The organism is Streptomyces sp. NPDC048590 (genome assembly GCF_043199535.1).
Lineage (GTDB): Bacteria > Actinomycetota > Actinomycetes > Streptomycetales > Streptomycetaceae > Streptomyces.
Genome location: NZ_JBICWC010000004.1, coordinates 709515 through 734544 on the forward strand (window position 1 = coordinate 709515; position 25030 = coordinate 734544).

The window sequence follows — 25030 nt, forward strand, 5'->3', positions numbered from 1 at the left end:
TGGAACCTCCCGGCGTCCGGAGACACACGGACGGCACGAAGGGCCGCACCCCGGTCCAGGTGGCGTCCAACCCCCTGGGGTGCGGCCCTCCGGCCGTTCGTACGCGGGAACTACACCGCGATGGCGACCTCGGCGAGGCCACCGGTCTGCGCGACGACCGTGCGGTCGGCGGTGCCGCCCGGGACCAGGGCGCGCAGCGTCCAGGTGCCCTCGGCCGCGTAGAAGCGGAACTGTCCGGTCGCCGAGGTGGGGACCTCGGCGGTGAACTCACCGGTCGAGTCCAGCAGCCGGACGTAGCCGGTGACCGGCTCGCCGTCGCGGGTCACGCTGCCCTGGATGGTCGTCTCGCCCGGCTTGATCGTCGAAGCGTCGGGGCCGCCGGCCTGTGCTCCACACATGGTGTTCTGTCCTTCTGGTCGGGGTCCTGCTGGTCGGATCCTGCGGAATTACTTGTTGGCGCCGAGCTCGATCGGCACGCCCACGAGGGAGCCGTACTCGGTCCACGAACCGTCGTAGTTCTTGACGTTCTCCTGGCCGAGCAGCTCGTGCAGCACGAACCAGGTCAGGGCGGAGCGCTCACCGATGCGGCAGTACGCGATGGTGTCCTTCGACAGGTCGACCTGCTCGGCCTCGTAGAGGGCCTTGAGCTCGTCGTCCGACTTGAAGGTGCCGTCGTCGTTGGCGTTCTTCGACCACGGGATGTTGCGGGCGCTCGGCACGTGGCCGGGGCGCTGCGACTGCTCCTGCGGGAGGTGCGCCGGGGCGAGCAGCTTGCCGCTGAACTCGTCGGGCGAACGCACGTCGACGAGGTTCTTGCTGCCGATGGCGGCCACGACGTCGTCGCGGTAGGCGCGGATCGACTCGTCCTGGGCCTTGGCCTTGTACTCGGTGGCCGGGCGCGTCGGGACGGCGTCGGTCAGGTCGCGGGAGTCGAGCTCCCACTTCTTGCGGCCGCCGTCGAGGAGGCGGACGTCCTGGTGGCCGTAGAGCTTGAAGTACCAGAACGCGTAGGAGGCGAACCAGTTGTTGTTGCCGCCGTAGAGGACGACCGTGGTGTCGTTGCCGATGCCCTTCTCCGACAGGAGCTTCTCGAAGCCGGCCTGGTCGATGAAGTCACGGCGGACCGGGTCCTGGAGGTCCTGGGTCCAGTCGATCCGGATCGCGTTCTTGATGTGGTTCTTCTCGTACGCCGAGGTGTCCTCGTCGACCTCGACGATCGCGACCTGCGGGTCGTCGATGTGGGCCTCGACCCAGTCGGCGTCGACCAGAACGTCTGCGCGGCTCATGTGATTCTCCTCCGGGGCAGTCTGCGGCGGGGTGGTGCGGTGTGCGGAGTGCGAGGTGTACGCGCAGGTCTTCGAGCGGAACGCGTACGGAAGGCACGGTTCGGCCCTGACGTGGTCGAAGGGCCGGGGAAAACGGGAGAGGTCCCGCTCAGAAGGTGCGACAGAGCATGGCGGCGACGCGGCACAGGTCTACTGCCCGCCGCTTCGTGAGATCCGCCTGTCGCTTCATGCGTCCGATCGTAGGGAGGTACGGGCGGAGATGTCACCGTCGTGTCGGATGATGAGACGCGATCGTCCGCGATGCGAGACGGACCAGGCATCCCGGCACCTCGCCGGCAGCGGCCGGGCATTCTTCGCCCGACAGGCATCTACTGGCCGGACGCGGCCGTCTCAGCATCCGGTCCATGGGCCGCCCAGAGCCGTCCTGGTGCGGATCGGGGGTCCGGAACCCGCCGGAACCCGCCCGCCGGGACCCGCCGTCGTGTGCCCGGCCCGCGGTACCGGCATCCCGGCTTCGTGGCCTCGTGGCGGGACAGCCCTCAGGCCTCCGGGCCGCCCCCGGCAGTCCCTACCCCGGAGACCCGGCGGTCATCCGCACCGCTCCGCCGCCGTCGCGTCATCCGGCGAGGGCGACGTCCGAACCGGTCATCGAGATCTCCAGGCCACCCGGAGCCACCTCGATCTTCTTGAGTTCGAGACCGTCGGGCAGCCCGCCGATCTTGCGCTCGAAGTCGGTCTTCTGCCTGACCAGGCCTTCGAGGCCGGGGATGCCCTCACCGGGCACCTCGTCGGCGTGCACCCGGACGGTGTTCCCGCCGACCAGGGTGACGGTGGAGGTCACGCTGCGGGTGAGCACCTTGTCCAGCAGCGGAATCCGTATCCTGCCGGTGACCTTGACCTTGCCGTCGCCGCCGTAGGCGACGGTGACTCCGTCGTCGGCGGCCTCGGTGAGGGCGGCGTACGAGACGACGGCGGTGCCGGTGGCGTGCGACGCGGTCGCGCTGGTGTAGCCGGCCCCCAGGGTCACCTGGGAGAGTTCGGCCCGGATCTCGCTGATCCGTATGTCCCGGCCGGCCGCGCTGGCGCGGATGTCCTTCACCGTGACGTCGACCCGGTCGAGCTCGGAGTCGGCCACCTGGGTCAGGAAGGGGAAGCCCTTGATCGAGACATCGGTCGATCCGGTCTCTACGCCGCCGAAGGACACCCGGCTCTCTGCCTCGGACTCCGCGAAGTGGACGGCTGCCCGGTCCAGGGCGACGAAGACGCCGCCCAGCACCACGGCGATGATCAGCAGTATTCGCAGTGCGCGCATGCCTGTTGTTCCCCCACTCGGACCGGCCGGACCTCTGACGAGCGCGTGAGCCTACTGCCTCTGTGCGGCGCGCCCGGAATGATCGACGAGCGGAAGGCCCGGCCGGTTCCCCCCACTTGGCGGGGCGGGCGGGAACAACCGGCGGTCAGACGATGGCCCGGCCGATCAGATAGACGGCGGGGGCCGCCGCCGTGAGCGGCAGTGCCACTCCGGCGGTCATGTGCACGAAGCGGGACGGGTAGTCGTAGCTCGCGACCCGCAGACCGATCAGCGCGCAACCGCCGGCGGCGAAGCCGAGGAGCGCGGCTTCCGCGCCGAAGCCGGTGACCGCTGCGGCGGCCAGTCCGGCACCCGCGGACGCGAGCAGCGACACCACGACCGAGGCGGGCCCGGGTAGCGGCAGGGCCCTGACCAGCACGGCTACGGCGACCGCGATCGCACCGGCCGTCACGGCGTCCGGGGCGGCCGCCAGATGGCCTGCCGCCAGCACGGCGAGCGCGGCGGAGACGACGGTGGCCGTCAGGCCGTACATCCGCTCGTCGGCGCCGGCGTGGCTGCGGAGCTGGAGGACAAGGGTGAGCAGCACCCAGACGCCCAGCGTGCCGAGCATCGCAGCGGGTGCGTGGCTCCGGCCGGCCGCGAGCAGTACGGCGTCGGCCACGACCCCGCCGGCGAAGGCGAGGGCGATGCCCTGCCTGGCCGGCCACATGCCGTTGAGCCTGAACCATCCGGCCGCCGTCACCGCCTGGAGCAGGACCACGGGCACCAGCAGGGCGTACGAACCGACCGCTGCCCCGATCGCGAGGAGCAGGCCGAGCCCGACGGTGATCGCGGCGGGCTGCATGCCCGGCGCGATGATCGGCGAGCGCCCCTCGGCGCGGGCCCGCTGGGCATCGGTGATGCGGCTGTTGCCCAGGGTGGTGGGCGCGCCGTACCCGGAGGTGTCGGCGGCGGCCGCCGTGGCCTCGGGTGCGGGCCGCGCTGCGGCAGCAGCCGGGGCTTCCGGCGGCAGCGGATGTGCGGCGGGGGCGCCGTACCCGGGGGCCGGAGAGCCCCCGGAGTAGACCTGCGACTGCTGCTGCGGCTGCGGCGGCTGGATGGTCGGCTGGTACTGGGTGTCCCAGGTCTGGCCCTGCCAGGTCTGCGTCACACCCTGGTCACCCGCGGCCTGCTGAGCACCGGGTTCCGGATAGCCGGCGGCCTGCTGCCCGTACGAGGCGTGACCGCCGTACTCCGGCTGCTGTGGCTGCTGTGGCTGTTGTGGCTGCTGCTGCCCGTACCCGGCGTCCGGCCCGCCGTAGGCCGCGGGCTGTCCGTATCCGGCGTTCCCTCCGTACGCAGGGGACTGCTGTTGCCCGTACGCGGGGTCCTGCCCGTACGCGGGCTGCCCGTAACCGGAGCCCTGCCCGTACGCCGCCTGCTGCTGCCCGTACCCGGCCTGCTGCCCCTGGGCGGGCGCCTCCTGGCCCGGGGACGGCGCGGCGGTCGCAGGGTCGTGGTGAGGCTGCCCGTGTCCGGGGTACCGCTGGTCCTGCTGCCCGTACCCCGGGTCGTACGGATACTGCTGATCGCTGTTGCTCATGGTCCGGTGTTCACCCTCCTGCGAACGGCGGGAGCACCTCGACCGTGCCGCCCTCGGCAAGCCGTACGGTCTCATGACCGCGGGTCCCCACGGGATTCCCGTCGATCAGGAAGGAGCACCGGAGCAGTACGCGCGACAGCTCACCCGGGTGCCTCTCGCGCACTCCGGCGAGGGCCTCCGCGAGCGTGTCCGCCGCGTACGGCTCCTCCGCGGTTCCCGCTGCGGCCTTGGCCGCGGCCCAGTAGCGGATCGTTCCCGCCGGCATGGCGGCACCCCTTTCCTCGTACGTCAGCAACCCATGATGAATCACGCGGAGCCCGCCCAGTCCGACACGCGGGTCAGCAGTTCCTCGTCCGCCGCGTTCTCCGCGTGGCCCATCCCGTGCTCCAGCCAGAGCTCCGCGCGGCCCCGCGAGGCCTCCGCCAGCATCCGGGGGTGGTCGACGGGGAAGTACGGGTCCCGGTCGCCGTGCACGATCAGCAGGGGCGCGGTGATCAGCGGGACCGCCTCCACCGGTGAGAGCGGGACGGGGTCCCAGTCCTCCCGGTGGATCCGGGTACGGAAGCCGAGCCGGCCGACGAGCCGCCCCATGGGCCGGGTGACGACCCAGTGCAGACGCCGCATGGGGGCCGTACCCCGGTAGTACCAGCGGGCCGGGGCGCTGACGGCCACCACCGCGTCCGTGTACGCGTTCATCCACGCATCCGTATGCGCCGATGTCCGGTCGTCGTCCGCGGACGTCCCGTCACGCTCGGCCGATGTCCCGTCCGAATGCGCCCCGTGCGCTTCTGCGCGCCCTTCGTGCGCCCCGGGCACCTCCGCGCGCCCTTCCACCCGATCGGTCCCCTCGGCGGGTTCGGCCTCGGCAAAGATTTTCCCGGCCCCGCGGGCCGTATACAGAGCCGCGTGCCGGAGCACCACCGAACCGCCCATGGAGAAGCCGACCGTAACGATGCGCCGGTGTCCCAGCGACCGCGCCCACGCGACCGCGGCGGCCAGATCGAGGACCTCCCGGTCCCCCACCGTGGACCGTCCGGTGGACCTCCCGTGGCCCCGGAAGGAGAAGGTGATCACCGCCGCACGCTGGGCGAACACCGCGGCCGCCCGCAGCAGCGCCGGCCGGTCGGCGGCCCCGGTGAAACCGTGTGCGAGGACCACGGCCGTCCGGTCCGCGGCGCGGGCCCCGGCGGCCTCGGAACCGGCCGTACACGGGGTGTACACCGCCTCGATACGGACTCCGTCACCCGTCAGCAACGTCGTGCGCAGGGGCGTCCCCGTGATCGAGGGAACAGAAGAACTCGTGAATCGACCCTCGGACACTGAACTCATGTGGGCTATTCTGCTGCGAAGAGGATCCGGGCAAAGCAGCCCCCGGGTCCTTTTGTGCTTTCCGAGCGTTGTTACGGCGACGTTTCCACAAGCTCAGCGGTCCCCGGGGCGCGGGACCGCGCAGTAAAAACCGTATGACAGCCGTCGCAGGTGACGGCTTGTACGGGAGTACGAAGCAGTGCCGCATACTCCCCCGGGTCCGACCCGGGAGTGCCCCTCTGGCAGGGAACGAGGAGGACCGACGTAATGGGCGAGCTGAACGTGCACGATCGACCGACGACCCAGGCAGGTGGGCGGCGATGAGTTCACTCCTGCTGCTGACCAATGCCCTTCAACCGTCGACGGAGGTGCTCCCCGCCCTCGGTCTCCTTCTCCACAGCGTGCGGGTCGCCCCCGCCGAGGGCCCCGCACTCGTCGACACCCCCGGTGCCGACGTCATCCTCATCGACGGCCGCCGGGACCTTCCCCAGGTGCGGTCGCTGTGCCAGCTTCTGCGGTCCACCGGACCCGGCTGTCCGCTGATCCTCGTCGTGACCGAGGGCGGCCTGGCCGCCGTCACCGCCGACTGGGGCATCGACGACGTCCTCCTGGACACGGCGGGGCCCGCCGAGGTCGAGGCGCGGCTGCGGCTGGCCACCGGCCGCCAGCAGATCACCTCCGACGACTCCCCCATGGAGATCCGCAACGGAGACCTGTCGGTCGACGAGGCGACGTACAGCGCCAAGCTCAAGGGCCGGGTCCTCGACCTGACCTTCAAGGAATTCGAACTGCTCAAGTACCTCGCGCAGCACCCCGGCCGGGTCTTCACCCGGGCGCAGCTGCTCCAGGAGGTCTGGGGCTACGACTACTTCGGCGGCACGCGAACGGTCGACGTCCACGTGCGAAGGCTGCGCGCCAAGCTCGGCCCCGAGCACGAGTCCCTGATCGGCACCGTCCGCAACGTCGGCTACCGCTTCGTCACCCCGGAGAAGGTGGACCGGGCCGCCGAGGAGGCCAAGGCCAAGGCGGCCGCGAAGACCGCGGACGAGGACCACACCCGTTCGGAGCAGTCCGCCGAGGCCGAGATCATGGAAGAAGCCCCGGTCCGGCCTGCCAAGCGGTAGGTCGATCCGCGTAGACTGCCGCGCGTGGCCAAGGTGACGCGGGACGATGTGGCGAGACTGGCGGGGACCTCGACAGCGGTCGTCAGCTATGTCATCAACAACGGACCCCGGCCGGTCGCCCCGGCCACGCGCGAGCGGGTACTTGCCGCGATCTCGGAGCTGGGTTACCGCCCCGACCGGGTCGCCCAGGCCATGGCCTCACGGCGTACCGATCTCATAGGGATGATCGTGCCGGACGCCCGGCAGCCGTTCTTCGCCGAGATGGCCCACGCGGTCGAACAGGCCGCCGCCGAGCGCGGGAAGATGGTGCTCGTCGGGAACTCGGACTACCGCGACGAACGCGAGGTCCACTACCTGCGGGCCTTCCTCGGCATGCGGGTCTCCGGTCTCATCCTCGTCAGCCAGGGCCCCAGTGAGCGCGCGGCAGCCGAGATAGAGGCCTGGGACGCCCGCGTCGTCCTGCTGCACGAGCGCCCCGAGGCCATCGACGACGTCGCGGTCGTCACCGACGACGTCGGCGGCGCGCAGCTCGCCACCCGCCACCTCCTGGAGCACGGCAACGCCTACGTGGCGTGCCTCGGCGGCACGGAGTCGACCCCGGTGGTCGGCGACCCCGTGGCCGACCACATCGAGGGCTGGCGCCGGGCCATGCGGGAGGCCGGACTGCCGACCGAGGGCCGGCTCTTCCACGCGCCGTACAACCGCTACGACGCCTACCAGGTCGCGCTGGAGCTGCTGGCCGGGCCCGACAGGCCGCCCGCCATCTTCTGCTCCACCGACGACCAGGCCATCGGGGTGCTGCGGGCCGCGCGTGAGCTGCGGATCGACGTACCCGGTGAGCTCGCGGTCGCGGGCTTCGACGACGTCAAGGAGGCGGGCCTGACCGACCCGCCGCTCACCACCGTCTCCTCGGACCGTCCGGCGATGGCCCGTGCCGCCGTGGACCTGGTCCTCGACGACTCGCTGCGGGTCTCGGGGTCGCGTCGCGAACGGCTCAAGCAGTTCCCCTCCGCACTCGTGGTGCGCCGGTCGTGCGGCTGCGGGGAACCGCCCGTGAGCGCGCGCTGACACGCAGCACCCTTATATCGGGCATACACGGTTCTGCCGGGCTTCTCAGGGGCTACTCAGGCTGCTCTCATCTTCGCTCGCCACTCTCGGAAGCATGACCGACAGCCACCGCCCGAGCGGCGAGTACCCGATGTCCCCCTCGCACGACAACGGTTCGCGCGACAGCGCCACGCACGAGCACGGCTCGTACGGCGACGGCTCGTACGGCAGCGCTCCGCAGGCGGGTGCCCCGTACGGCGGCTACTCCCACGACGCCTCCGGGTCCGCGTACTCAGGCTCCGGCACCGGCTCCACGTACGGCAGCGGAGGGGCGGGCTACCCGCCGCCGCCCGCCCACGAGCCGGACACCGCCGCCTACGCCTGGCCGGCCCCTGCCCCCGCGCCCCTCGCTGCCGGGGACACCCCGCAGCGGGAGCGCCGGGTCAAGCGGCCCGTGGCCCTGCTGGCGGCCGTGGCCATCGCCGCGGCGGCGATCGGCGGCGGCACCGCGACCCTCATCGGACAGCTCGCCGACGGCGGCTCGAACATCACCGGCACCGGCGGAGCCGTCAGCGGCACCACCGTCTCGCGGAGCAACGCGGGCACCGTCTCCGGCGTGGCGGAAGCGGTCTCCCCCGCCATCGTCGAGATCGGGGCCTCCTCCTCGGCCGGCGACGCCACCGGTTCCGGCGTGGTGATCACCTCGGACGGCGAGATCGTCACCAACAACCACGTCATCTCCGGCGCCTCGCAGATCAAGGTCACTCTCAGCACCGGCAAGAGCTACACGGCCGACGTCGTCGGCACGGACGCCGACAAGGACCTGGCGCTCATCAAGCTCCAGGGCGCGAGCGGGCTCAAGACCGCGACACTCGGCGACTCCTCCTCGGTGAAGGTGGGCGAGGAGGTCGTCGCGATCGGCTCCCCCGAGGGCCTCACCGGCACGGTCACCAGCGGGATCATCTCGGCACTGGATCGCGACGTCACCGTCGCCAAGGAGGAACAGCAGCAGCAACAGCAGGGCGGGCAGAACTGGCCGTTCGAGTTCGGCGGGCAGCAGTTCAACGGGGACACCGGCTCGTCCAAGACCACGTACAAGGCCCTGCAGACCGACGCCTCGCTCAACCCGGGGAACTCCGGCGGCGCCCTGATCAACATGAACGGCGAGATCATCGGCATCAACTCCGCGATGTACTCCCCGGCTTCCGCCTCCGCCTCGGACGACAGCTCGTCGGCCGGCAGCGTGGGCCTCGGCTTCGCCATCCCCGTCAACACCGTCAAGGCCGACCTGGACACCCTGCGCTCCGGCAGCGGTTCCTGAAACCGGAGGAGGTCGACATGAACCCCGCCACCGCCACCATGGCCACCGGCCCGTCCGACCTGGCCCTGCCGCTCGCCCTGGTCGCCGAACTGGCAGCCATGTCACCGGCCGCCGGGGCGTCCGCCGCCCGCCCGGCCGAGATCCGTAGCACCACCCCGGGCCGCGGGCGCCGCGCCGCCCGCCGTCGGACGGCGACCGTGCGAGGCTGAGTGAAGAGCACCTCCTACCCGGTACGAAGGAAGAGGACGAAGAAGCGATGAGCCCCGCCGAAGACGATCCCCAGCGTGTCCTGATCGTCGACGACGAGCCCGCCGTCCGTGAGGCCCTGCAGCGCAGCCTCGCGTTCGAGGGGTACGGGACGGAGGTGGCCGTGGACGGCTACGACGCCCTCGCCAAGGCGGAGTCGTACGCCCCCGACCTGATCGTCCTGGACATCCAGATGCCCCGAATGGACGGCCTCACCGCCGCCCGGCGCATCCGCTCCACGGGGTCGACCACACCGATCCTGATGCTCACCGCGCGCGACACCGTCGGCGACCGGGTCACCGGCCTCGACGCCGGCGCCGACGACTACCTCGTCAAGCCCTTCGAGCTGGACGAGCTCTTCGCCCGCATCCGCGCCCTGTTGCGCCGCAGTTCGTACGCGGTCGCGGCGGGCGGTCCCGTCCCCGACGACGACGTCCTCTCCTTCGCCGACCTCCGCATGGACCTCAACACCCGCGAGGTCACCCGGGGCGCCCGCAGGGTGGAGCTCACCCGCACCGAGTTCACCCTCCTGGAGATGTTCCTGGCCCACCCCCGGCAGGTGCTGACCCGGGAGCAGATCCTCAAGGCAGTCTGGGGGTTCGACTTCGAACCCAGCTCCAACTCCCTGGACGTGTACGTGATGTACCTGCGCCGCAAGACCGAGGCGGGCGGCGAGCCGCGTCTCGTGCACACCGTGCGGGGCGTCGGTTACGCCCTGCGCTCCGGCGGCGGTGACGGGTGACCGGCCTCATCCGCCGGCTCCGCGCCCTGCCGCTCCGCTCCCGCCTCGCCCTGCTGGTCGCGGCGGCGGTAGCGGCCGCGGTGGCGGCGGTCGCGGCGTCCTGCTGGTTCGTGACGCGCGAACAGCTGGAACACCAGATGGACGAGACGCTGCGCAACTCCAAGGTCGACGACATCTACCTGGCGAACCTGTACACGTACTGCAAGGGCGGCACCTCGCAGGCGATCCCGCCCACGCCGACGGGCGTGACCATCCAGCTCATCGACGCCCAGGGCACCGTGTGTGTCGCCCCCGGCACGTCCAAGCTACCGGCGACGGACGACGATGTGCAGGTAGCCAAGCGTGAGCGGGACTTCACCCTGCACACCGAGAAGGCCGAGGACGGTTCGGAGATGCGGGTCTACACCTCCACGCTCGATGTCCGCCGGGGCCCTGGCCTGGGGACCGGGAACCTCGCGGTCTCGATCGCCCGGCCCATGAGCGAGATCACCAAGCCGCTCTCCACCCTCGCCTGGGTTCTCTTCCTGGTCGCCGGGATCGGCGTCATCGGCGCCGGGGCGGCAGGCCTGTGGATCGCCCGCACGGGCCTCCGACCCGTCGACGACCTCGCGCACGCCGTCGAGCACGTGGCCCGCACCGAGGACCTCAGCGTCCGTATCCCCGCCGAGGGCGACGACGAGATCGCCCGGCTCTCCCGCTCCTTCAACTCCATGACCAGTTCCCTGGCCACCTCACGCGACCGGCAGTCCCAGCTCATCGCCGACGCCGGGCACGAGCTGCGGACCCCGCTCACCTCGCTCCGTACCAACATCGAGCTGCTGGCCCGCAGCGACGACACGGGCCGGGCGATCCCGCCCGACGACCGCAAGGCGCTGATGTCCTCGGTCAAGGCGCAGATGACGGAGCTGGCCGCCCTGATCGGCGACCTCCAGGAGCTCTCCCGCCCCGACGCCGCCCAGCCCGGCCCCCTCCAGGTGGTCGCCCTGCACGACATCACCCGCACGGCGCTCCAGCGCGCCAGGCTGCGCGGGCCGGAGCTGACCGTCACCGAGGAGCTGGCCCCCTGGTACGTGCGCGCCGAGCCGGCGGCGCTGGAGCGGGCGATCGTCAACGTCCTCGACAACGCCGTGAAGTTCAGCCCGGAGAGCGGCACGATCGACGTCGTACTGCACCGTGGGGTACTGACCGTGCGCGACCACGGCCCCGGCATCCCCGCCGAGGACCTCCCGCACGTCTTCGACCGCTTCTGGCGCTCCCCCTCGGCCCGCCAGCTCCCCGGCTCCGGCCTCGGCCTCTCCATCGTCGCCCGTACGGTCCAGCAAGCGGGCGGCGAGATCGGCCTGGCCCCTGCGAACGGCGGCGGCACGATTGCCTCCATCCGCCTCCCGGGGGCGCCCACGCCGCCGCCGGGGGTGTAGGAGCGGCCGGGCAGCCGCGCAGAATGAATCCATGACATGGAAGGCACCCCCACCTCAGCGGAGCGGCCAGCTCGGCGACTTGGGCACCGCGACTGAGCGTCACATGCTCGAGGGCTGGCTGAACTGGCACCGGGAGACGTTGCTGGCCAAGTGCGCCGGACTCGAACCGGACCAACTGGCGCGGGCGACCGTGGAGCCGTCGGACCTCACCCTCCTCGGTCTGGTCCGGCACATGGCGGAGGTGGAGCGATGGTGGTTCCGGCGAAGCTTCGCAGGTGAGACCGTCGGCGATGTGTTCACCGGCCCCTCCGACGGCAACGAGGGACTCGACGGAGTCCGGGCAGCCGACGCGGAGAGAGACATCGGGGTGTTCCAGGCCGAGGTCACGGCATGCGACGCGGCAGCGGCCGGGCACGGCCTCGACGAGACCTTCGTGTCCTCCCGCGGCACCGTCCTGAGCCTGCGCTGGGTCTACGTACTGATGATCCAGGAGTACGCCCGTCACAACGGCCACGCCGACTTCCTGCGGGAGCGGACCGACGGGGCAACCGGGTAGTCGGCCCTCCTGGTACGCGATTGCAGGGCGCCCGAGACCGGAACCGCTCTCGGGAACCGCCCTCGCCCGCTCAGGCCAGGTCGTCGAACTCGCCCTCCTTGGCCCCGCCGAGGAACGCCCGGAGCTTGGCGCGGGTGGTGCGTACGACGACGTCCGGGTTGTCGCTCCCACTCAGCAGTACCTCGTCGTCGTACTCGGAGAGTTCGGGACCGATGGCGACCGTCGCCCCCGACGCGTGACGGCCGAAGGTCGCAGCCACCGGCCCCCATCACGACCGCCAGTCGACGGCGAAGGCGCGGGCCGGATTGTCCACGAAGACGGCGGTGGCGAGGTCGGGCCCGAGCTCGCGCTCGATCCGCGGCCGGATGCCGTCGAGCAGGAACGGCATGCCGGGGCCGTCGGCCGTGGAGCGGGCGGAGGCGGTGACGGTGTCCCCGCCGAGAAGCAGCCGGTCCGCGTGCCCGGCCTCGGCGAGTGCCGCGATGGCATCCAGGAGCCGCCAGTCGGTGGCGTGGTGGGCGCGGGAGGGGCCGTCGAAGGCCACGAAGGCGCCGGCTTCCGCGACCTGGCGGTGGACACGGCTGTCGGGGAACCGGTGCAGGTGGCCCAGGATGACGCTGCCCGGAGGTACACCGTGGCGCTCGCACAGGGCGCCCATCACGTCCACGGCCGCCGAACCGCCCTCCAGGTGGACGCCGATGGGTGCCCCCGTGGCGTGGTGGGCCTCCGCGGCTGCGACGAGCACGTGTTCCGCGTGCCGGTCGAGCCGGTGGTACGCGCCGGCGATCTTGATCATCCCTGCCCGGACCGGGCCGGTGGTCAGCTCGCTGATGAAGAGCCGGGCGAGGCCGTCGTAGGCACCCTTGAGGACAGTGGGGTCGTAGTGCTTGGCCTGGTGCATTCCGGTGGCGGCGATGACGTGGACGCCGGACTTCCGTGACAGCTCAGGGAGTTCGGCGAGCCGACGCCCCATACCCCAAGGTGTCCACTGCACGACGGCGCGGCCGCCGAGCGCTGCGAACGCCGCCAGTTCGACGGCGGCCGCCTCGGGGTCGTCCAGTTCCTGGCCGGGGAGCGTGGGCGAGCGGATGAAGAGATGGTCGTGGGAGTCGCAGGCGCCGAGCCTCCCGGGGGCGATGTCGCCGAGAACGGTGCGGACGGTGGGACCCTCCGTCGTCATGCGGCGGCCTCCTCGGTCCCGGTCCCGGTTCCGGCCTCGGCCAGGGCGGCGGTGGCCACGCGCAGGCCGGCCAGCGCCTTGGGCACACCCACGTAGGGCGCGAGGTGGACGAAGACCTCGATGAGTTCGTCCCGGGTCATGCCGACCCGGAGCCCCGTCCGGACGTGGCCCGCGAGCTGCGGATCCACGCCGCCGAGGGCGGTCAGGGCGCCGAGGTTGACCAACTGGCGGTCGCGCGGGGAGAGCCCGTCGCGCTGGTAGGTGCCGCCGAAGAGCGCGGTCACGATCCAGTCGGCGAAACCGGGCGCGGCGGCCTCCAACGAGGAGAAGAGCTCCGCCCGTGTGGTCTCGTCCTGCAGCTCGACGAGGGTCCGGTAACCGGCCTCACGATCGAGAACGGCTCGCGTCGACGGGCCGGTCACCAGGAAGTTCTGGTCGGCCGAAGCCTCGTTCTGTGGTTCCTCGATCGACATGGCAACTCCCGGCTGAAGGATTCGTAACGACTGACCCGTTACGAATGAAGCTAGCACGCGTAACGCCACACCCGTTACGCTTGCTCTGTGACGACTTCCCGGACGCCCTCCTCCGTGGACCCGACGGCCTTCCGTTTCGACTGCGGTGCCGTCTGGCTCAACCTCCTGGCCACCCGGGGGCGCGCCTTCAGCGCGAAGCCGGTGGAGCGGATCGCCACGCCCGAGCGGCTCACGGAGTGGCTCACCCGTGTCGACCTGGCTCCCGCCCGAACGGTCACCGATGACGACCTGCCGCGGGCACACGAGCTCCGGGAGACGCTGCGGGCACTCGCCCTGGCTTCGGTCGACGAGGAGCCTCCCCCGGCCGGGGCCGCCGCCGACCTGACCGCCTTTCTCTCCGAGCACGACACACCCGCACGGCTCTCCGCCGGCACACGGCTCCACCGCGAACCGCCGGTCACCGCCGCCGAGGCACTGGCCCGCATCGCCCGTCAGGCCGTGGAACAGCTCACCACCGCCGACCGCCTCGCCCTCAAGGTCTGCCCGGAGGATGACTGCCGCGGCGTCTTCGTGGACCCTGTCGGCCGCCGCCGCTGGTGCCCCTCGCCCGCGTGCGCCAGCCGTGGCCGCGTCCGCGCTCTGCGCGCCCGGCGTGCCGAAACCGGCTGACCCCGCGGACACCCGGCGGCACAGTGCGTCGCAAGCGGTCGTGGCGCGGGCGGCCGATGTGCGGGCGGCGACGTGCTTCTTGACTTTGACGAACGGCCCCGCACCCTGGGCCGACCGCGCACCCACCCCCGCCGGTACGCACGTACCGCCCTACCAAGACGCCGACGGCCCGCCACATCGCGTGGCGGGCCGTCGGGGGGTGTCGAGCAGTGACCGAGCGGGGAGGTGCCCCGCTCGGCCCGTCCTGACTACTGCACGACCGTGATCCGGTCCGTGGCCGGCGGGGCCAGCGGCGCGTCGGCCGTGGAGTGGGCCGCCAGGTAGGCGTTGAACAGGTCCAGGTCGGAGGCGCCGACCAGCTTGTTCGTGCCCTGGCCGAGGGCCGCGAAGCCGTCGCCGCCGCCCGAGAGGAACTCGTTCATCGCGACGCGGTAGGTCTTCGCCGGGTCGATCGCCTCACCGTTCAGCAGGATCGAGGAGGTGACCACACGGTCGGCGCCGGTCTTCGTCATGTCGAGGGTGTAGGTGAGCCCCTTCGAGACCTGGAGGATCTTCGGGGACGCCTCGTTCGATCCGCTGACCTGCTGCTGGAGCGCGGTCACCAGCTGGGCGCCCGTCAGGTCGACGACGGTCATCATGTTGGTGAACGGCTGCACGGTGAACGCCTCGCCGTACGTCACCACCCCGTCGCCCTCGCTCCCGGAGGCCGCGTACACGAGGTCGGAGCGGATGCCGCCCGGGTTCATGAACGCGACGACCGCGCCGCCCTTGTCCGCGGGGGCCAGGCCCTCCAGCTGGGCGTCGGCGATCAGGTTGCCGAGCGGCTTCTCCGGGGCGGTGGACCCGCGGCCGTTGATGTCGGCGGAGATGAAGCCCTGCGGCCGGTTCGCGATGGGCGCGGCCAGCGTGTTCCAGCGGGCGATCAGAGCCGTCATGTCGGTGGCCTTGGCCTGGTCCCGGCTGACGATGTGGTTGGCCGACTCCACCGAGGTACGCACGATGTCCTGGGTGCGGCGGTCGTAGGTGAGGGTCGTGTCGGTGTACAGCTTGCCGAAGGACGAGGCCGAGGTGACCATGCGGGGCTTGCCGGACGGGTCCGGCACCGTGCAGACGTACGCCTGGTGGGTGTGGCCGGTGACCAGCGCGTCGACCTTCGGCGTGATGCCCTTGGCGATGTCCACGATCGGTCCGGAGATGCCGTCCCCGGCGCCGGGGCTGTCGCAGTCGTAGTTGTACGAGGAGGAGGCCGGGGCACCGCCCTCGTGGATCAGCGCGACGATGGACTTGACGCCCTGGCGGTCCAGCTCCTTGGCGTACTTGTTGACCGTCTCGATCTCGTCGTGGAACTTCAGGCCCTTGACGCCGTTGGCCGTGACGATGTTCGGCGTGCCCTCCAGGGTCACCCCGATGAAGCCGATCTTGACGCCGTTCTTCTTCCAGACCGTGTACGGCTTGAGGATCGGCTTGCCGGTCTTCTCGCTCGTCACGTTGGCCGCGAGGTAGGGGAAGTCCGCCCCCTTGAACTTCTTGCCCTTCTCGTAGCAGCCGTCGACCGGGTGGCAGCCGCCGTTCTGCAGACGGGCCAGTTCGACCGCGCCCTCGTCGAACTCGTGGTTGCCCACTGCCGTGACGTCGAGGTCGAGACCGTTGAGCGCCTCGATGGTGGGCTCGTCGTGGAAGAGGCCCGACAGCAGCGGACTCGCCCCGACCATGTCACCGCCGGCCGCGGTCACGGAGTACGGGTGCCCCTTGCGCGCGGTGCGCAGCGAGGTCGCGAGGTACTCGACTCCTCCGGCCGGGACGGACTTCACCGTGCCGTCGGGCTGGGTCTCGGAGACCGATCCGGCGGAGCCGGCCGGCGGCTCCAGGTTGCCGTGGAGGTCGTTGAAGGAGAGCAGCTGCACATCTACGGTGCGGGACGGGTGGCCGTGCCCGTGGCCGTTTCCGTGCCCCCGGTCATGGGCGCCCGCCGGCATGGCGGCGACGAGCGCGCCCACGGTGGCCAGCCCTGCCGCGGCGGCGAGCACCCGCCGGGACGCGCGGTTCTTCTGAGGAGTCGCTGACATCGGTCCCCTTGTGAGTGTCTGGATCCTGCGTGCGGCAGCCTAGGGTCAACGCGCGTAGCGCGACAGGGTCCGGTGGTTACGAGCTGGTTGCTTCCAGGTCCGAACCAACGCAGAGGCGGCAAACTCTGCATACCGCTCCAACAGGGCAACTGACGCCGTGTCACTGTCACGTTCACACCACAGGAACGCCACAGGATGATCCGTGTCTACGCGCGGTGCGCGAGCACCCGGCCGTCGAGGACCGCTCGAACAGCCCCGTATATGACGTCATGTCCGCCCAATCAGGGCGTGACGGAGGCCAGGAAGATCGAGATGGCATGTCGGCACGACGCTCTAGTCTCCGCCTCATGAGACACACGAAGCTTCTGATCCCCCTGCTCGCCGCCGGGCTCCTCACCGCCGGCTGCGGCTCGGACGACACGGACAGCTCCACGGGGGCGTCGTCCGGCTCCGGCAAGCGTTCGTCGAGTTCCGCCGGGAAGTCCGGCGGGTCCGGGGACCAGGCATCCGGCAAGGACCTGGCGGTCGCGATCACCGGTCCGCAGAAGGAGGTCCTGGAGAGCGGGGACAAGGGGCTGGAGGTCACCCCTGAGCCCGCTCGCGACGCACCGTTCACCGAGCAGATAGAGCACAAGCTGCGTGAGGACGTCGTCCGCGACGCCAAGGTGCCGGGCAAGACCGAGGCGAACTGCCCCGACGGTGTGACCCAGAAGGCCTCCGCCGTGAGCAAGTGCACGGTCACCTACGAGGGCGCTGAGATCCCCTACACGGTCACCATCAGCGACTCGTACCGCGAGGGAAGCTTCATCACCTCGTACACCGCCGAGCCCCAGAAGATGCTGCTGGTCGCGAAGGCCACGTACAACCAGTTCAACGAGAGCTACGGCGCCGAGTCCGGGCGGTCCGACGCGAGCAAGCTGTCCTGCGACGAGATCCCCACCGCCAAGGCCTTCGACTTCGACTCCGACAGCGGTTACACGTGCCAGTTCTGGAGCAAGTACGGCGGCGAAGACGGTGACGGCGGCTTCAAGACGGTGAACATCACCATCGGCAAGGCCGGCTACAACGCCCCCGGCTTCGAGGAGGCCGACTAGGCGGACCGGGTCCGGTTCGTTCCGGGCCGGGTGAGTGCCGGGCCGGATGAGTGCCGGGCCGGATGAGTGCCGGACGCCGGCTGCGTCTCCGCCTGACGGAGAGCCGGCCCGGACACGGGGGTACAGCGGGGCGGACGCGCGAGCGGCCGTCCCGCTGTCGTCTCCGCACCTCGGTACCGGGCGGCCCGATCACGGCGCGGGTTCTGGTCGCCCACAGCCGCTGCCGCCCTTCCCGGTGGGGCGTTCCCGGGAACGCCCGGCCCCGCAGCCGTACGCTCGTACCCATGACGACTGACGCACCCCTTCCCTCCCCCGGGCGCGAGATCGAGACCCTCGACGCGCTCACCGACGACCAGGCCGGCGCCGTACTCGCCCTCCTCGCGGAGGCGGCCGGGACCGACGGGCGGCAGGCCGTCTCCGAGCAGGGGCGGCTTCAGCTGAAGGGCGGACACCGTGAGGGAGTGCGGCATTTCCTGCTCACCGTCGACGGCGAACTGGCCGGGTACGCACAGCTGGAGGACGCCGACCCCGTGGAGGCTCCCGCCGCCGAGCTGGTCGTGGCGCCCTCGCACCGGGGCCGGGGCCACGGCCGCGCCCTCGGCGCCGCCCTCCTCGCCGCCACGGGCAAGCGGCTGCGGGTCTGGGCGCACGGCGGCAGGTCCGCCGCCCGTCACCTGGCGCAGGTACTCGGCCTCTCGCTCTTCCGTGAACTGCGCCAGCTGCAACGCCCGTTGGACTCCCTGGACATCCCGGAGCCGGCGCTCCAGCCGGATGTCACCGTCCGCACCTTCGTGCCGGGCCAGGACGACGAGGCCTGGCTCGCCGTCAACCGCGCCGCCTTCGCGCACCATCCGGAGCAGGGTTCCCTCACCCAGCGGGACCTGGACGACCGCAAGGCCGAGCCGTGGTTCGACCCCAAGGGCTTCTTCCTGGCGGAGCGGGACGGCGAGATCGTCGGGTTCCACTGGACGAAGGTGCACGCCGAGGAGCAGCTCGGCGAGGTCTACGTCGTCGGCGTACTGCCCGGCGCCCAGGGCGGTGGCCTCGGCAAGGCGCTGACCGCGATCGGACTGCGGCACCTGGCCTCCCTGGGGCTGCCCACCGCGATGCTCTACGTGGACGCGGACAACCCCGCAGCCCTGTCGGTGTACGAGCGGATGGGCTTCGCCACGCACGAGGTGGACCTGATGTACCGCACGGAGTCCTGAGGACTCCTCAACACGACCAGGGGCGGCGTCACTTGACGCCGCCCCTTCCTTACGTCACCCTTTCACTACTCAATTAGTGAAAGGGTGGTGAACCCATGGCAGAGCCCGCAGCGGTCGAGTTCCGCATCGACCGGCGCAGCGGCGTCGCCACCTACCTCCAGATCGTGCAGCAGACCAAGCAGGCACTCCGCCTGGGTGTGCTGGAGCCGGGGGACCGGCTGCCCACGGCCCGCGAGGTCGTCGAGGCCACGGCGATCAACCCCAACACCGTGCTCAAGGCCTACCGCGAGCTGGAGCGCGAGGGCCTCGTAGAGGCCCGCCGGGGCCTCGGCACCTTCGTACGCCGCACCCTCGGCAGCGTGGCGGCCACGACCGATCCGCCCCTGCGCGCCGAGCTGACCGACTGGACCCGCAGGGCACGCGCCGCCGGACTGGACCGGGACGACATGAGCGCGCTCTTCACCGACGTACTGGACAGCACATTCAAGGGGGAACCGCACTCATGACAGGTGCCGCGATCGAGGCGAACGGCCTCGGTCTGACCTATGGACGGCGGCGGCGACGGACCGCGCTGAACGACTGCTCCTTCCGCCTGCCCACGGGGCGGATCTGCGCCCTCGTCGGACCCAACGGCGCGGGGAAGTCCACCCTGCTCTCGCTGGCGGCGGGCCTCCTCCGCCCCACCGAGGGCTCGGTGCGGGTGCTCGGCGGCACACCGGCCGAGGCCCGTACCCGTATCGCGTACGTCGCGCAGGACAAGCCGCTGTACCCGCAGCTGACCGTGGCCGACACCCTGTGGGCGGGCGCCGAGCTGAACCCCGGGACCTGGGACCGCGCGGCAGCCGAACGGGTCGCCGCCCCGCTCCCCCAGGACGCCCGGGTCAAGACCCTCTCCGGCGGTCAGCGCACCCGCCTCGCCCTTGCGTTCGCGCTGGGCAAGCGGCCCGAACTGATGCTGCTGGACGAGCCGATGTCCGACCTGGACCCGCTCGCCCGCCACCAGCTGATGGGGGTGCTCATGGCCGAGGCGGTCGAGCACGGGACCACCATCGTGATGTCCTCGCACATCCTCACCGAGCTGGAGGGGGCCTGCGACTACGTCCTCCTCGTCGACGGCGGCCGGATACGGCTGGGCGGTGAGAGCGACGACATCGTCGCCGCACACTCCCTGCTCACCGGCCGGGAGGGGGACCTCACCCCGCACACGGTGGTCGAGTCGCGTACGACGGGGCGTCAGCTGACGGCGCTCGTTCGCCCGGCTGGTCCCGTCGACGGGGCCGCGTGGGAGGTCACCGAGCCGTCCCTGGAGGAACTGCTGCTGGCGCACCTCCGCTCCCCCGAGGCCCCGCCGCTGCTGACCGCGAGCGCCCACGCGTCCCAGGAGGTGGCCGCCGTATGAGCGCGACCCTCACCACCGCCCCCGCCACGCTGCGCGCCCCGGTCCGCGTCCTTATGCGCCAGCACCGCTGGATCTTCTGGATCGCTGCCGGGGTCGCCCTCCTCACGGCGATCGGCGTGGTCGCCGTCGCCATGCGATCGGCCCACGTCAGCGAGGTCTTCCAGGCGACCGGCTGCCAGTTCTACGGCGAAGGCGAGACGCGTGCCTGCATTCAGATGAGCCGCAACTTCGCGGACAGCATGAATCTGTACAGCCGCCTCTTCACGTACGTCGCCCTGGGCCTCACCGTCCTGCCCGCGCTTCTCGGCGCCTTCGTCGGGGGCCCGCTGATCGCCCGGGAACTGGAGAGCGGCACCTTCAGGATGGCCTGGACCCAGTCGGTGTCACCCACCCGCTGGCTCGCCGCCAGGCTCGCCGTACCCACCGCCGCACTGCTCGCCGGCTCGGCCGTCCTGGCACCGCTCCTCCACTGGGCGCGCACCCGGGAGGCCGCAAGCCCTTACCCGGTGCAGTGGTTCGACGTCTACGTCTTCCCCGTCACAGGCATCGTCCTGCCCGCGTACATCCTGTTCGCCGTGTGCACGGGAGCGCTCGTCGGACTGCTGATCCGCCGGGCCTTCATCGCCCTGTCCGTGTCCGCGCTCACCGTCGGTGCAGTGACCATCGGCTTCGGCGCCTACCTCCGCCCCTATCTCTGGCCCCGCACCACGGTGAGCGGACAGGGACATTTGGAGGAGAACGCCTGGTGGGTGGAGAGCGGCCACCTCACCAGCAGCGGCGAGAGGGTCACCCCACCCGATTCGTGCTACGCCTCCTCCTCGGGCGAAAACTGGGAACAGTGCCTCACCGACCATGGCATCACCGGCAGCTACGTCGACTACCACCCCCAGTCCCACTTCTGGCCCCTCCAGCTCGTCGAGACCGGCATCCTGCTCGCCCTCGCCGCCCTGGCCCTCGCGCTCGCCTTCCGAGTCCTGCGCCGTCTCCACGGCTGACCCGGCTCCCCCTGTCCGGGCTTCGGGGGGAGTCCGGGCAGGGGGTTCACGCCGAGTGACCGAAGCACGTCCGCGGGGACGCACCGCAGTCACACCGCTTCCTGTACGTCATGTCATCGTTACCGGCCATTCAGACGGCCTTGCGACCCTCGCGGGATGCAGCCAGCTGTGCCCACCCCGCGCAACGGGAGCGGCCCCGTCCGGGGGACCACTCCCGATTCTTCCGCGATCTTTCTCGGCTCCGACGCGCCTGACCGGCCGAACGCGCGGAAGAATAGGTCCATGAGCCAGCAGCCCAGCTCCGAGGTCCCGGTCCAGCCCGCCCAGCCGTCGGTCGGCTCCCTCGCCGCGCACCGGCCCCACGCCGTCGCCGGCGCCATGCCCGCCGGCCTGTCCACCGCCGCCGACCTCGATCCCGACCTGGACAACGACCCGGACGCGTACGAACCCGAGCAGGACGGCGACGAGCTGCCGCAGGGCCGCTTCCTCGACCGGGAACGCAGCTGGCTCGCCTTCAACGAACGCGTTCTCGAACTCGCCGAGGACCCCACCACGCCACTACTCGAACGGGCTAACTTCCTCGCCATCTTCGCGTCGAACCTGGACGAGTTCTTCATGGTCCGGGTTGCCGGCCTCAAGCGCCGCATCGCGACCGGTGTCGCCACCCGGTCCGCGTCCGGCCTCCAGCCGCGCGAGGTCCTCGACCTGATCTGGACCCGCTCCCGCGAGCTCATGGCCCGCCACGCCGCCTGCTACCAGCAGGACGTGGCCCCCGCCCTGTCCGACGAGGGCATCCAGCTCGTCCGCTGGCCGGAACTGACCGAGAAGGAACAGGCACGCCTGTTCACCTTCTTCCGCCAGCGGGTCTTCCCCGTACTGACCCCGCTGGCCGTCGACCCCGCGCACCCGTTCCCGTACATCTCCGGGCTCTCGCTCAACCTCGCGGTCGTCGTACGCAACCCCGTCAGCGGCCACCGGCACTTCGCACGGGTCAAGGTCCCGCCGCTGCTCACCCGCTTCCTGGAGGCGTCCCCGCAGCGCTACGTCCCCATAGAGGACATCATCGCGGCCCACCTGGAGGAGCTCTTCCCGGGCATGGAGGTCCTCGCCCACCACATGTTCCGGGTCACCAGGAACGAGGACCTGGAGGTCGAGGAGGACGACGCCGAGAACCTCCTCCAGGCCCTGGAGAAGGAGCTCATGCGGCGCCGCTTCGGCCCGCCGGTCCGCCTGGAGGTCGAGGAGTCCATCGACCCGTACGTCCTCGACCTGCTCGTCCGCGAGCTGAAGATCTCCGAGACCGAGCTCTACCCGCTGCCGGGACCGCTCGACCTCACCGGCCTCTTCGGCATCGCCTCGCTGGACCGGCCCGAGCTGAAGTACCCGAAGTTCGTCGCGGGCACCCACCGCGACCTCTCGGAGGTCGAGTCCGCCTCCGCGCCCGACATCTTCGCCGCCCTGCGCGAACGCGACGTCCTGCTCCACCACCCCTACGACTCCTTCTCCACCTCCGTCCAGGCCTTCCTGGAGCAGGCGGCGGGCGACCCGGACGTCCTCGCGATCAAGCAGACGCTGTACCGCACCTCCGGCGACTCCCCGATAGTGGACGCCCTGATCGACGCCGCCGAGTCCGGCAAGCAGGTCCTCGTCCTCGTCGAGATCAAGGCACGCTTCGACGAGCAGGCCAACATCAAGTGGGCGCGCAAGCTGGAGGAGTCCGGCTGCCACGTCGTCTACGGCCTCGTCGGCCTCAAGACGCACTGCAAGCTCTCGCTCGTCGTCCGGCAGGAGGGCGACACGCTGCGCCGCTACTCCCACGTCGGCACCGGCAACTACCACCCCAAGACGGCACGGCTCTACGAGGACCTCGGACTGCTCACCGCGGACCCGCAGGTCGGCGCCGACCTCTCCGACCTCTTCAACCGGCTCTCCGGCTACTCGCGCCGCGAGACCTACCGCAGGCTGCTGGTGGCCCCGAAGTCCCTGCGGGACGGGCTGATCGCCCGGATCAACAAGGAGATCACCCACCAGCGCGCCGGGCGTCCCGCCTACGTACGCATCAAGGTCAACTCGATGGTCGACGAAGCGGTCATCGACGCCTGCTACCGGGCCGGGCAGGCCGGTGTGCCCGTGGACATCTGGGTGCGCGGCATCTGCGCCATCCGCCCCGGCGTCAGCGGGCTCTCCGAGAACGTACGGGTCCGCTCCATACTTGGCCGCTTCCTCGAACACTCCCGGGTCTTCGCCTTCGGCAACGGCGGCGAGCCCGAAGTGTGGTTCGGAAGCGCCGACATGATGCACCGTAACCTCGACCGCCGGATCGAAGCACTGGTCCGCGTCACCGACCCCGCGCATCGCGCCGCCCTCAGCAGGCTCCTGGAAACCGGCATGTCCGACACCACCTCGTCCTGGCACCTGGGTCCCGACGGCAACTGGACCCGGCACTCCACGGACGCGGACGGGCAGCCGCTGAGGCACGTACAAGAGATGCTCATTGACGCCCGGAGGCGCCGGCGTGCGACGCCCTGACCACCCGACGACGACCCTCTCCGCGGAGGCCGTCCTCGCGCCCTACCTGCGCGACCAGGCCGCGGCCTTCCTGCGGGGGCTGCGGCTGCACCGCGAACACAGCGCTCCCGTGGACGCCGGTACGCAGTGCGCCGACGAGGCAGCCCGGGCACTGCGCCACGCGGCCCGCCGGATCGGCGGCACCCTGCACACCTTCCGCGGCGCGCTGGAGACGGCCTGGGCCGACCAGCTCCGTACCGAACTCGCCTGGCTCTCGGGCACCCTGGCCCGTGAGCACGCCTACGCCACCCGGCTCGCCCGGTTGCTGGAGGCACTGCACCAGCTCTCCGGGGCCGCCCTCCCGGCGGCCCGCGCCCCGGGGGACAGCCCCTCCGAGAGCGACAAGGAGCGCGCCGCCCTCGGCGTCGGCGCCGCCCGCGCCGGAGCACTTCTGGAGAGACGGCTGACCCTCGCCAGGACCCGCGCCCACTCGGCCGCCCTCCAGGCCCTGGGTTCCTCCCGCTTCCACGCCGTCGCCGACGCGGTCGCGCTGCTGGCCTCGGAGGTCCCCCTGTCGCCGGCCGCCGCCGACCCCGCGGAATCGGTGCTGCGCGCCCCCGCGGAGCTCGCCGAGCAGCGGATGCTGGACGCGGTCTCCGCGCTCCCGCCAGACGAGGCGGTGGAGCCGTACAACGAGGCCCACGACGCCCTCTGGCACCAGACCCGTCTCCTCCTGCGGCTCCACCGGTACGCCCACGAGATGCTGCGGGGCGGCCCGGACCCCGCACTGTCCGGCCCCGGCCACGCGCTCGACCTGCACCGGGACGCCGCGGAGGCCGCCGCGGCCGCCTCCGCCGCCGCCCGCACCCCGCGCATCGCCCCGGCCACGGCGTACGCCCTCGGCGTGCTCCACGCCGACCAGCGTCACGAGGTGGAAGCGGCGCGGAGCGTGTTCCGGGAGAGCTGGCCGTACGCGACGGTGATCTCGCCGTGAACGGCGGCCCCGTACGCGCGGCAGGCTGCGTGCTGTGGCGCAGGGCTCGGAGCGGCGCAGGTGTCGAGATCTGCCTGGTCCACCGGCCGCGCTACGACGACTGGTCCTTCCCCAAGGGCAAGCTCAAGCGCGGCGAGACACCCCACGAGGCCGCGCTGCGCGAGGTCCTCGAGGAGACCGGCCACCACTGCCGGCCCGGCACCGCCCTGCCGACCGCCCGGTACCTGGCCAACGGGCACCCGAAGGAGGTCAGCTACTGGGAGGCGGAGGCCACCGGAGGCGCCTTCGAACCCAACGACGAGGTCGACCGGCTGGCCTGGCTCGCCCCGGAAACCGCCCGGTCCCGGCTGACCCGCCCCGGCGACCGCATACAGCTGGACGCCTTCCTCGGCGAGGGCCTGCCCACGGGCTGAGGTCCGGCCGTTCGCGCGAGACGTGACGGGTATGGGCCGGGCCCCGGCGGGAGGCCTGCCCGTCGCCGGGCCGGAGGCTCGATATCCGG

General features: G+C 71.4%; 27 protein-coding genes. 16 read left to right on the top strand and 11 right to left on the bottom strand.

What is annotated here, in order from left to right:
- Positions 1–110: 110 nt before the first annotated feature.
- From ACGFNN_RS15615 to ACGFNN_RS15645, 7 genes are all read right to left on the bottom strand, one after another.
- Positions 111–398: a DUF1416 domain-containing protein gene (locus tag ACGFNN_RS15615; protein ID WP_014154938.1), complete on the bottom strand. Its 288-nt coding sequence runs from the start codon at positions 396–398 to the stop codon at positions 111–113.
- Positions 399–446: 48 nt separating this feature from the next.
- Complete coding sequence (locus ACGFNN_RS15620; protein WP_362547929.1) at positions 447–1286, bottom strand: sulfurtransferase; 840 nt, start codon at positions 1284–1286, stop codon at positions 447–449.
- 148 nt (positions 1287–1434) lie between these two features.
- Complete coding sequence (locus ACGFNN_RS15625; protein ID WP_350310325.1) at positions 1435–1515, bottom strand: putative leader peptide; 81 nt, start codon at positions 1513–1515, stop codon at positions 1435–1437.
- Positions 1516–1902: 387 nt separating this feature from the next.
- Positions 1903–2598 (bottom strand): DUF2993 domain-containing protein, encoded by a 696-nt coding sequence (locus ACGFNN_RS15630; protein ID WP_393556114.1) that lies wholly within the window; start codon positions 2596–2598, stop codon positions 1903–1905.
- Positions 2599–2743: 145 nt separating this feature from the next.
- Positions 2744–4180, bottom strand: coding sequence for a hypothetical protein (locus ACGFNN_RS15635; protein ID WP_393556116.1), 1437 nt, complete (start codon positions 4178–4180; stop codon positions 2744–2746).
- Between the two features lie 10 nt (positions 4181–4190).
- On the bottom strand, positions 4191–4445 hold the full coding sequence (locus ACGFNN_RS15640; protein ID WP_393556118.1) for a MoaD/ThiS family protein: 255 nt from the start codon (positions 4443–4445) through the stop codon (positions 4191–4193).
- Between the two features lie 41 nt (positions 4446–4486).
- Positions 4487–5509 carry an alpha/beta hydrolase gene (locus ACGFNN_RS15645; RefSeq protein ID WP_393556120.1) on the bottom strand — a complete coding sequence of 341 codons (1023 nt, stop codon included), beginning with the start codon at positions 5507–5509 and terminating at the stop codon, positions 4487–4489.
- A gap of 299 nt (positions 5510–5808) precedes the next feature.
- On the opposite strand from ACGFNN_RS15645, the gene ACGFNN_RS15650 reads away from it, so the two are divergent.
- From ACGFNN_RS15650 to ACGFNN_RS15680, 7 genes are all read left to right on the top strand, one after another.
- Complete coding sequence (locus ACGFNN_RS15650; protein WP_362668656.1) at positions 5809–6612, top strand: response regulator transcription factor; 804 nt, start codon at positions 5809–5811, stop codon at positions 6610–6612.
- Between the two features lie 24 nt (positions 6613–6636).
- Positions 6637–7680 carry a LacI family DNA-binding transcriptional regulator gene (locus ACGFNN_RS15655; protein ID WP_393556122.1) on the top strand — a complete coding sequence of 348 codons (1044 nt, stop codon included), beginning with the start codon at positions 6637–6639 and terminating at the stop codon, positions 7678–7680.
- A gap of 94 nt (positions 7681–7774) precedes the next feature.
- Positions 7775–8980, top strand: coding sequence for a S1C family serine protease (locus ACGFNN_RS15660; protein ID WP_393556123.1), 1206 nt, complete (start codon positions 7775–7777; stop codon positions 8978–8980).
- Positions 8981–8997: 17 nt separating this feature from the next.
- Positions 8998–9189, top strand: coding sequence for a hypothetical protein (locus ACGFNN_RS15665; protein ID WP_393556125.1), 192 nt, complete (start codon positions 8998–9000; stop codon positions 9187–9189).
- Between the two features lie 47 nt (positions 9190–9236).
- The gene (locus ACGFNN_RS15670) at positions 9237–9968 is read left to right on the top strand and encodes a response regulator transcription factor (RefSeq protein WP_362670592.1); all 732 of its coding nucleotides are present in this window, start codon (positions 9237–9239) and stop codon (positions 9966–9968) included.
- Complete coding sequence (locus tag ACGFNN_RS15675) at positions 9965–11386, top strand: sensor histidine kinase (protein ID WP_393556127.1); 1422 nt, start codon at positions 9965–9967, stop codon at positions 11384–11386. The genes ACGFNN_RS15670 and ACGFNN_RS15675 overlap by 4 nt, the downstream gene beginning before the upstream one ends.
- A gap of 31 nt (positions 11387–11417) precedes the next feature.
- On the top strand, positions 11418–11942 hold the full coding sequence (locus ACGFNN_RS15680; RefSeq protein ID WP_393556129.1) for a DinB family protein: 525 nt from the start codon (positions 11418–11420) through the stop codon (positions 11940–11942).
- A 70-nt stretch (positions 11943–12012) separates the two neighbouring features.
- Here the strand turns inward: ACGFNN_RS15680 and ACGFNN_RS15685 are convergent, their stop codons facing one another.
- From ACGFNN_RS15685 to ACGFNN_RS15695, 3 genes are read right to left on the bottom strand one after another with little or no spacing between them, the layout of a single operon-like run.
- Entirely contained in the window at positions 12013–12201 is a 189-nt protein-coding gene (locus ACGFNN_RS15685) for a DUF397 domain-containing protein (protein WP_393556259.1), read from the bottom strand.
- A 9-nt stretch (positions 12202–12210) separates the two neighbouring features.
- Positions 12211–13122 carry a phosphotriesterase gene (locus ACGFNN_RS15690; protein ID WP_393556131.1) on the bottom strand — a complete coding sequence of 304 codons (912 nt, stop codon included), beginning with the start codon at positions 13120–13122 and terminating at the stop codon, positions 12211–12213.
- The gene (locus ACGFNN_RS15695; protein WP_393556133.1) at positions 13119–13595 is read right to left on the bottom strand and encodes a carboxymuconolactone decarboxylase family protein; all 477 of its coding nucleotides are present in this window, start codon (positions 13593–13595) and stop codon (positions 13119–13121) included. The genes ACGFNN_RS15690 and ACGFNN_RS15695 overlap by 4 nt, the downstream gene beginning before the upstream one ends.
- Before the next feature lie 87 nt (positions 13596–13682).
- Here ACGFNN_RS15695 and ACGFNN_RS15700 point away from each other — a divergent pair, with 87 nt between their 5' ends.
- Positions 13683–14264 (top strand): CGNR zinc finger domain-containing protein, encoded by a 582-nt coding sequence (locus tag ACGFNN_RS15700; protein ID WP_393556135.1) that lies wholly within the window; start codon positions 13683–13685, stop codon positions 14262–14264.
- Positions 14265–14512: 248 nt separating this feature from the next.
- On the opposite strand, the gene ACGFNN_RS15705 is transcribed toward ACGFNN_RS15700, so the two are convergent.
- Entirely contained in the window at positions 14513–16330 is a 1818-nt protein-coding gene (locus tag ACGFNN_RS15705) for a bifunctional metallophosphatase/5'-nucleotidase (protein ID WP_393556136.1), read from the bottom strand.
- A 347-nt stretch (positions 16331–16677) separates the two neighbouring features.
- On the opposite strand from ACGFNN_RS15705, the gene ACGFNN_RS15710 reads away from it, so the two are divergent.
- The 8 genes from ACGFNN_RS15710 to ACGFNN_RS15745 all read left to right on the top strand — a co-directional run bounded on the left by ACGFNN_RS15710 (position 16678) and on the right by ACGFNN_RS15745 (position 24941).
- Positions 16678–17424, top strand: a complete 747-nt coding sequence (locus ACGFNN_RS15710; RefSeq protein WP_393556138.1) for a hypothetical protein — start codon at positions 16678–16680, stop codon at positions 17422–17424.
- A gap of 284 nt (positions 17425–17708) precedes the next feature.
- A complete protein-coding gene (gene mshD, locus ACGFNN_RS15715; protein ID WP_393556140.1) occupies positions 17709–18632 on the top strand; it encodes a mycothiol synthase in 924 nt (307 codons plus the stop codon).
- 95 nt (positions 18633–18727) lie between these two features.
- Positions 18728–19138, top strand: a complete 411-nt coding sequence (locus ACGFNN_RS15720; RefSeq protein WP_393556142.1) for a GntR family transcriptional regulator — start codon at positions 18728–18730, stop codon at positions 19136–19138.
- Positions 19135–20031: an ABC transporter ATP-binding protein gene (locus ACGFNN_RS15725; protein WP_393556144.1), complete on the top strand. Its 897-nt coding sequence runs from the start codon at positions 19135–19137 to the stop codon at positions 20029–20031. Before ACGFNN_RS15720 ends, ACGFNN_RS15725 begins: the two co-directional genes overlap by 4 nt.
- Positions 20028–21026 carry a hypothetical protein gene (locus tag ACGFNN_RS15730; RefSeq protein WP_393556145.1) on the top strand — a complete coding sequence of 333 codons (999 nt, stop codon included), beginning with the start codon at positions 20028–20030 and terminating at the stop codon, positions 21024–21026. The genes ACGFNN_RS15725 and ACGFNN_RS15730 overlap by 4 nt, the downstream gene beginning before the upstream one ends.
- Positions 21027–21308: 282 nt before the next feature.
- Positions 21309–23555, top strand: a complete 2247-nt coding sequence (locus ACGFNN_RS15735) for an RNA degradosome polyphosphate kinase (protein ID WP_393556147.1) — start codon at positions 21309–21311, stop codon at positions 23553–23555.
- A complete protein-coding gene (locus tag ACGFNN_RS15740) occupies positions 23542–24528 on the top strand; it encodes a CHAD domain-containing protein (RefSeq protein WP_393556148.1) in 987 nt (328 codons plus the stop codon). Before ACGFNN_RS15735 ends, ACGFNN_RS15740 begins: the two co-directional genes overlap by 14 nt.
- Positions 24525–24941, top strand: a complete 417-nt coding sequence (locus ACGFNN_RS15745) for an NUDIX hydrolase (protein ID WP_393556150.1) — start codon at positions 24525–24527, stop codon at positions 24939–24941. The genes ACGFNN_RS15740 and ACGFNN_RS15745 overlap by 4 nt, the downstream gene beginning before the upstream one ends.
- Positions 24942–25030: the final 89 nt, after the last annotated feature.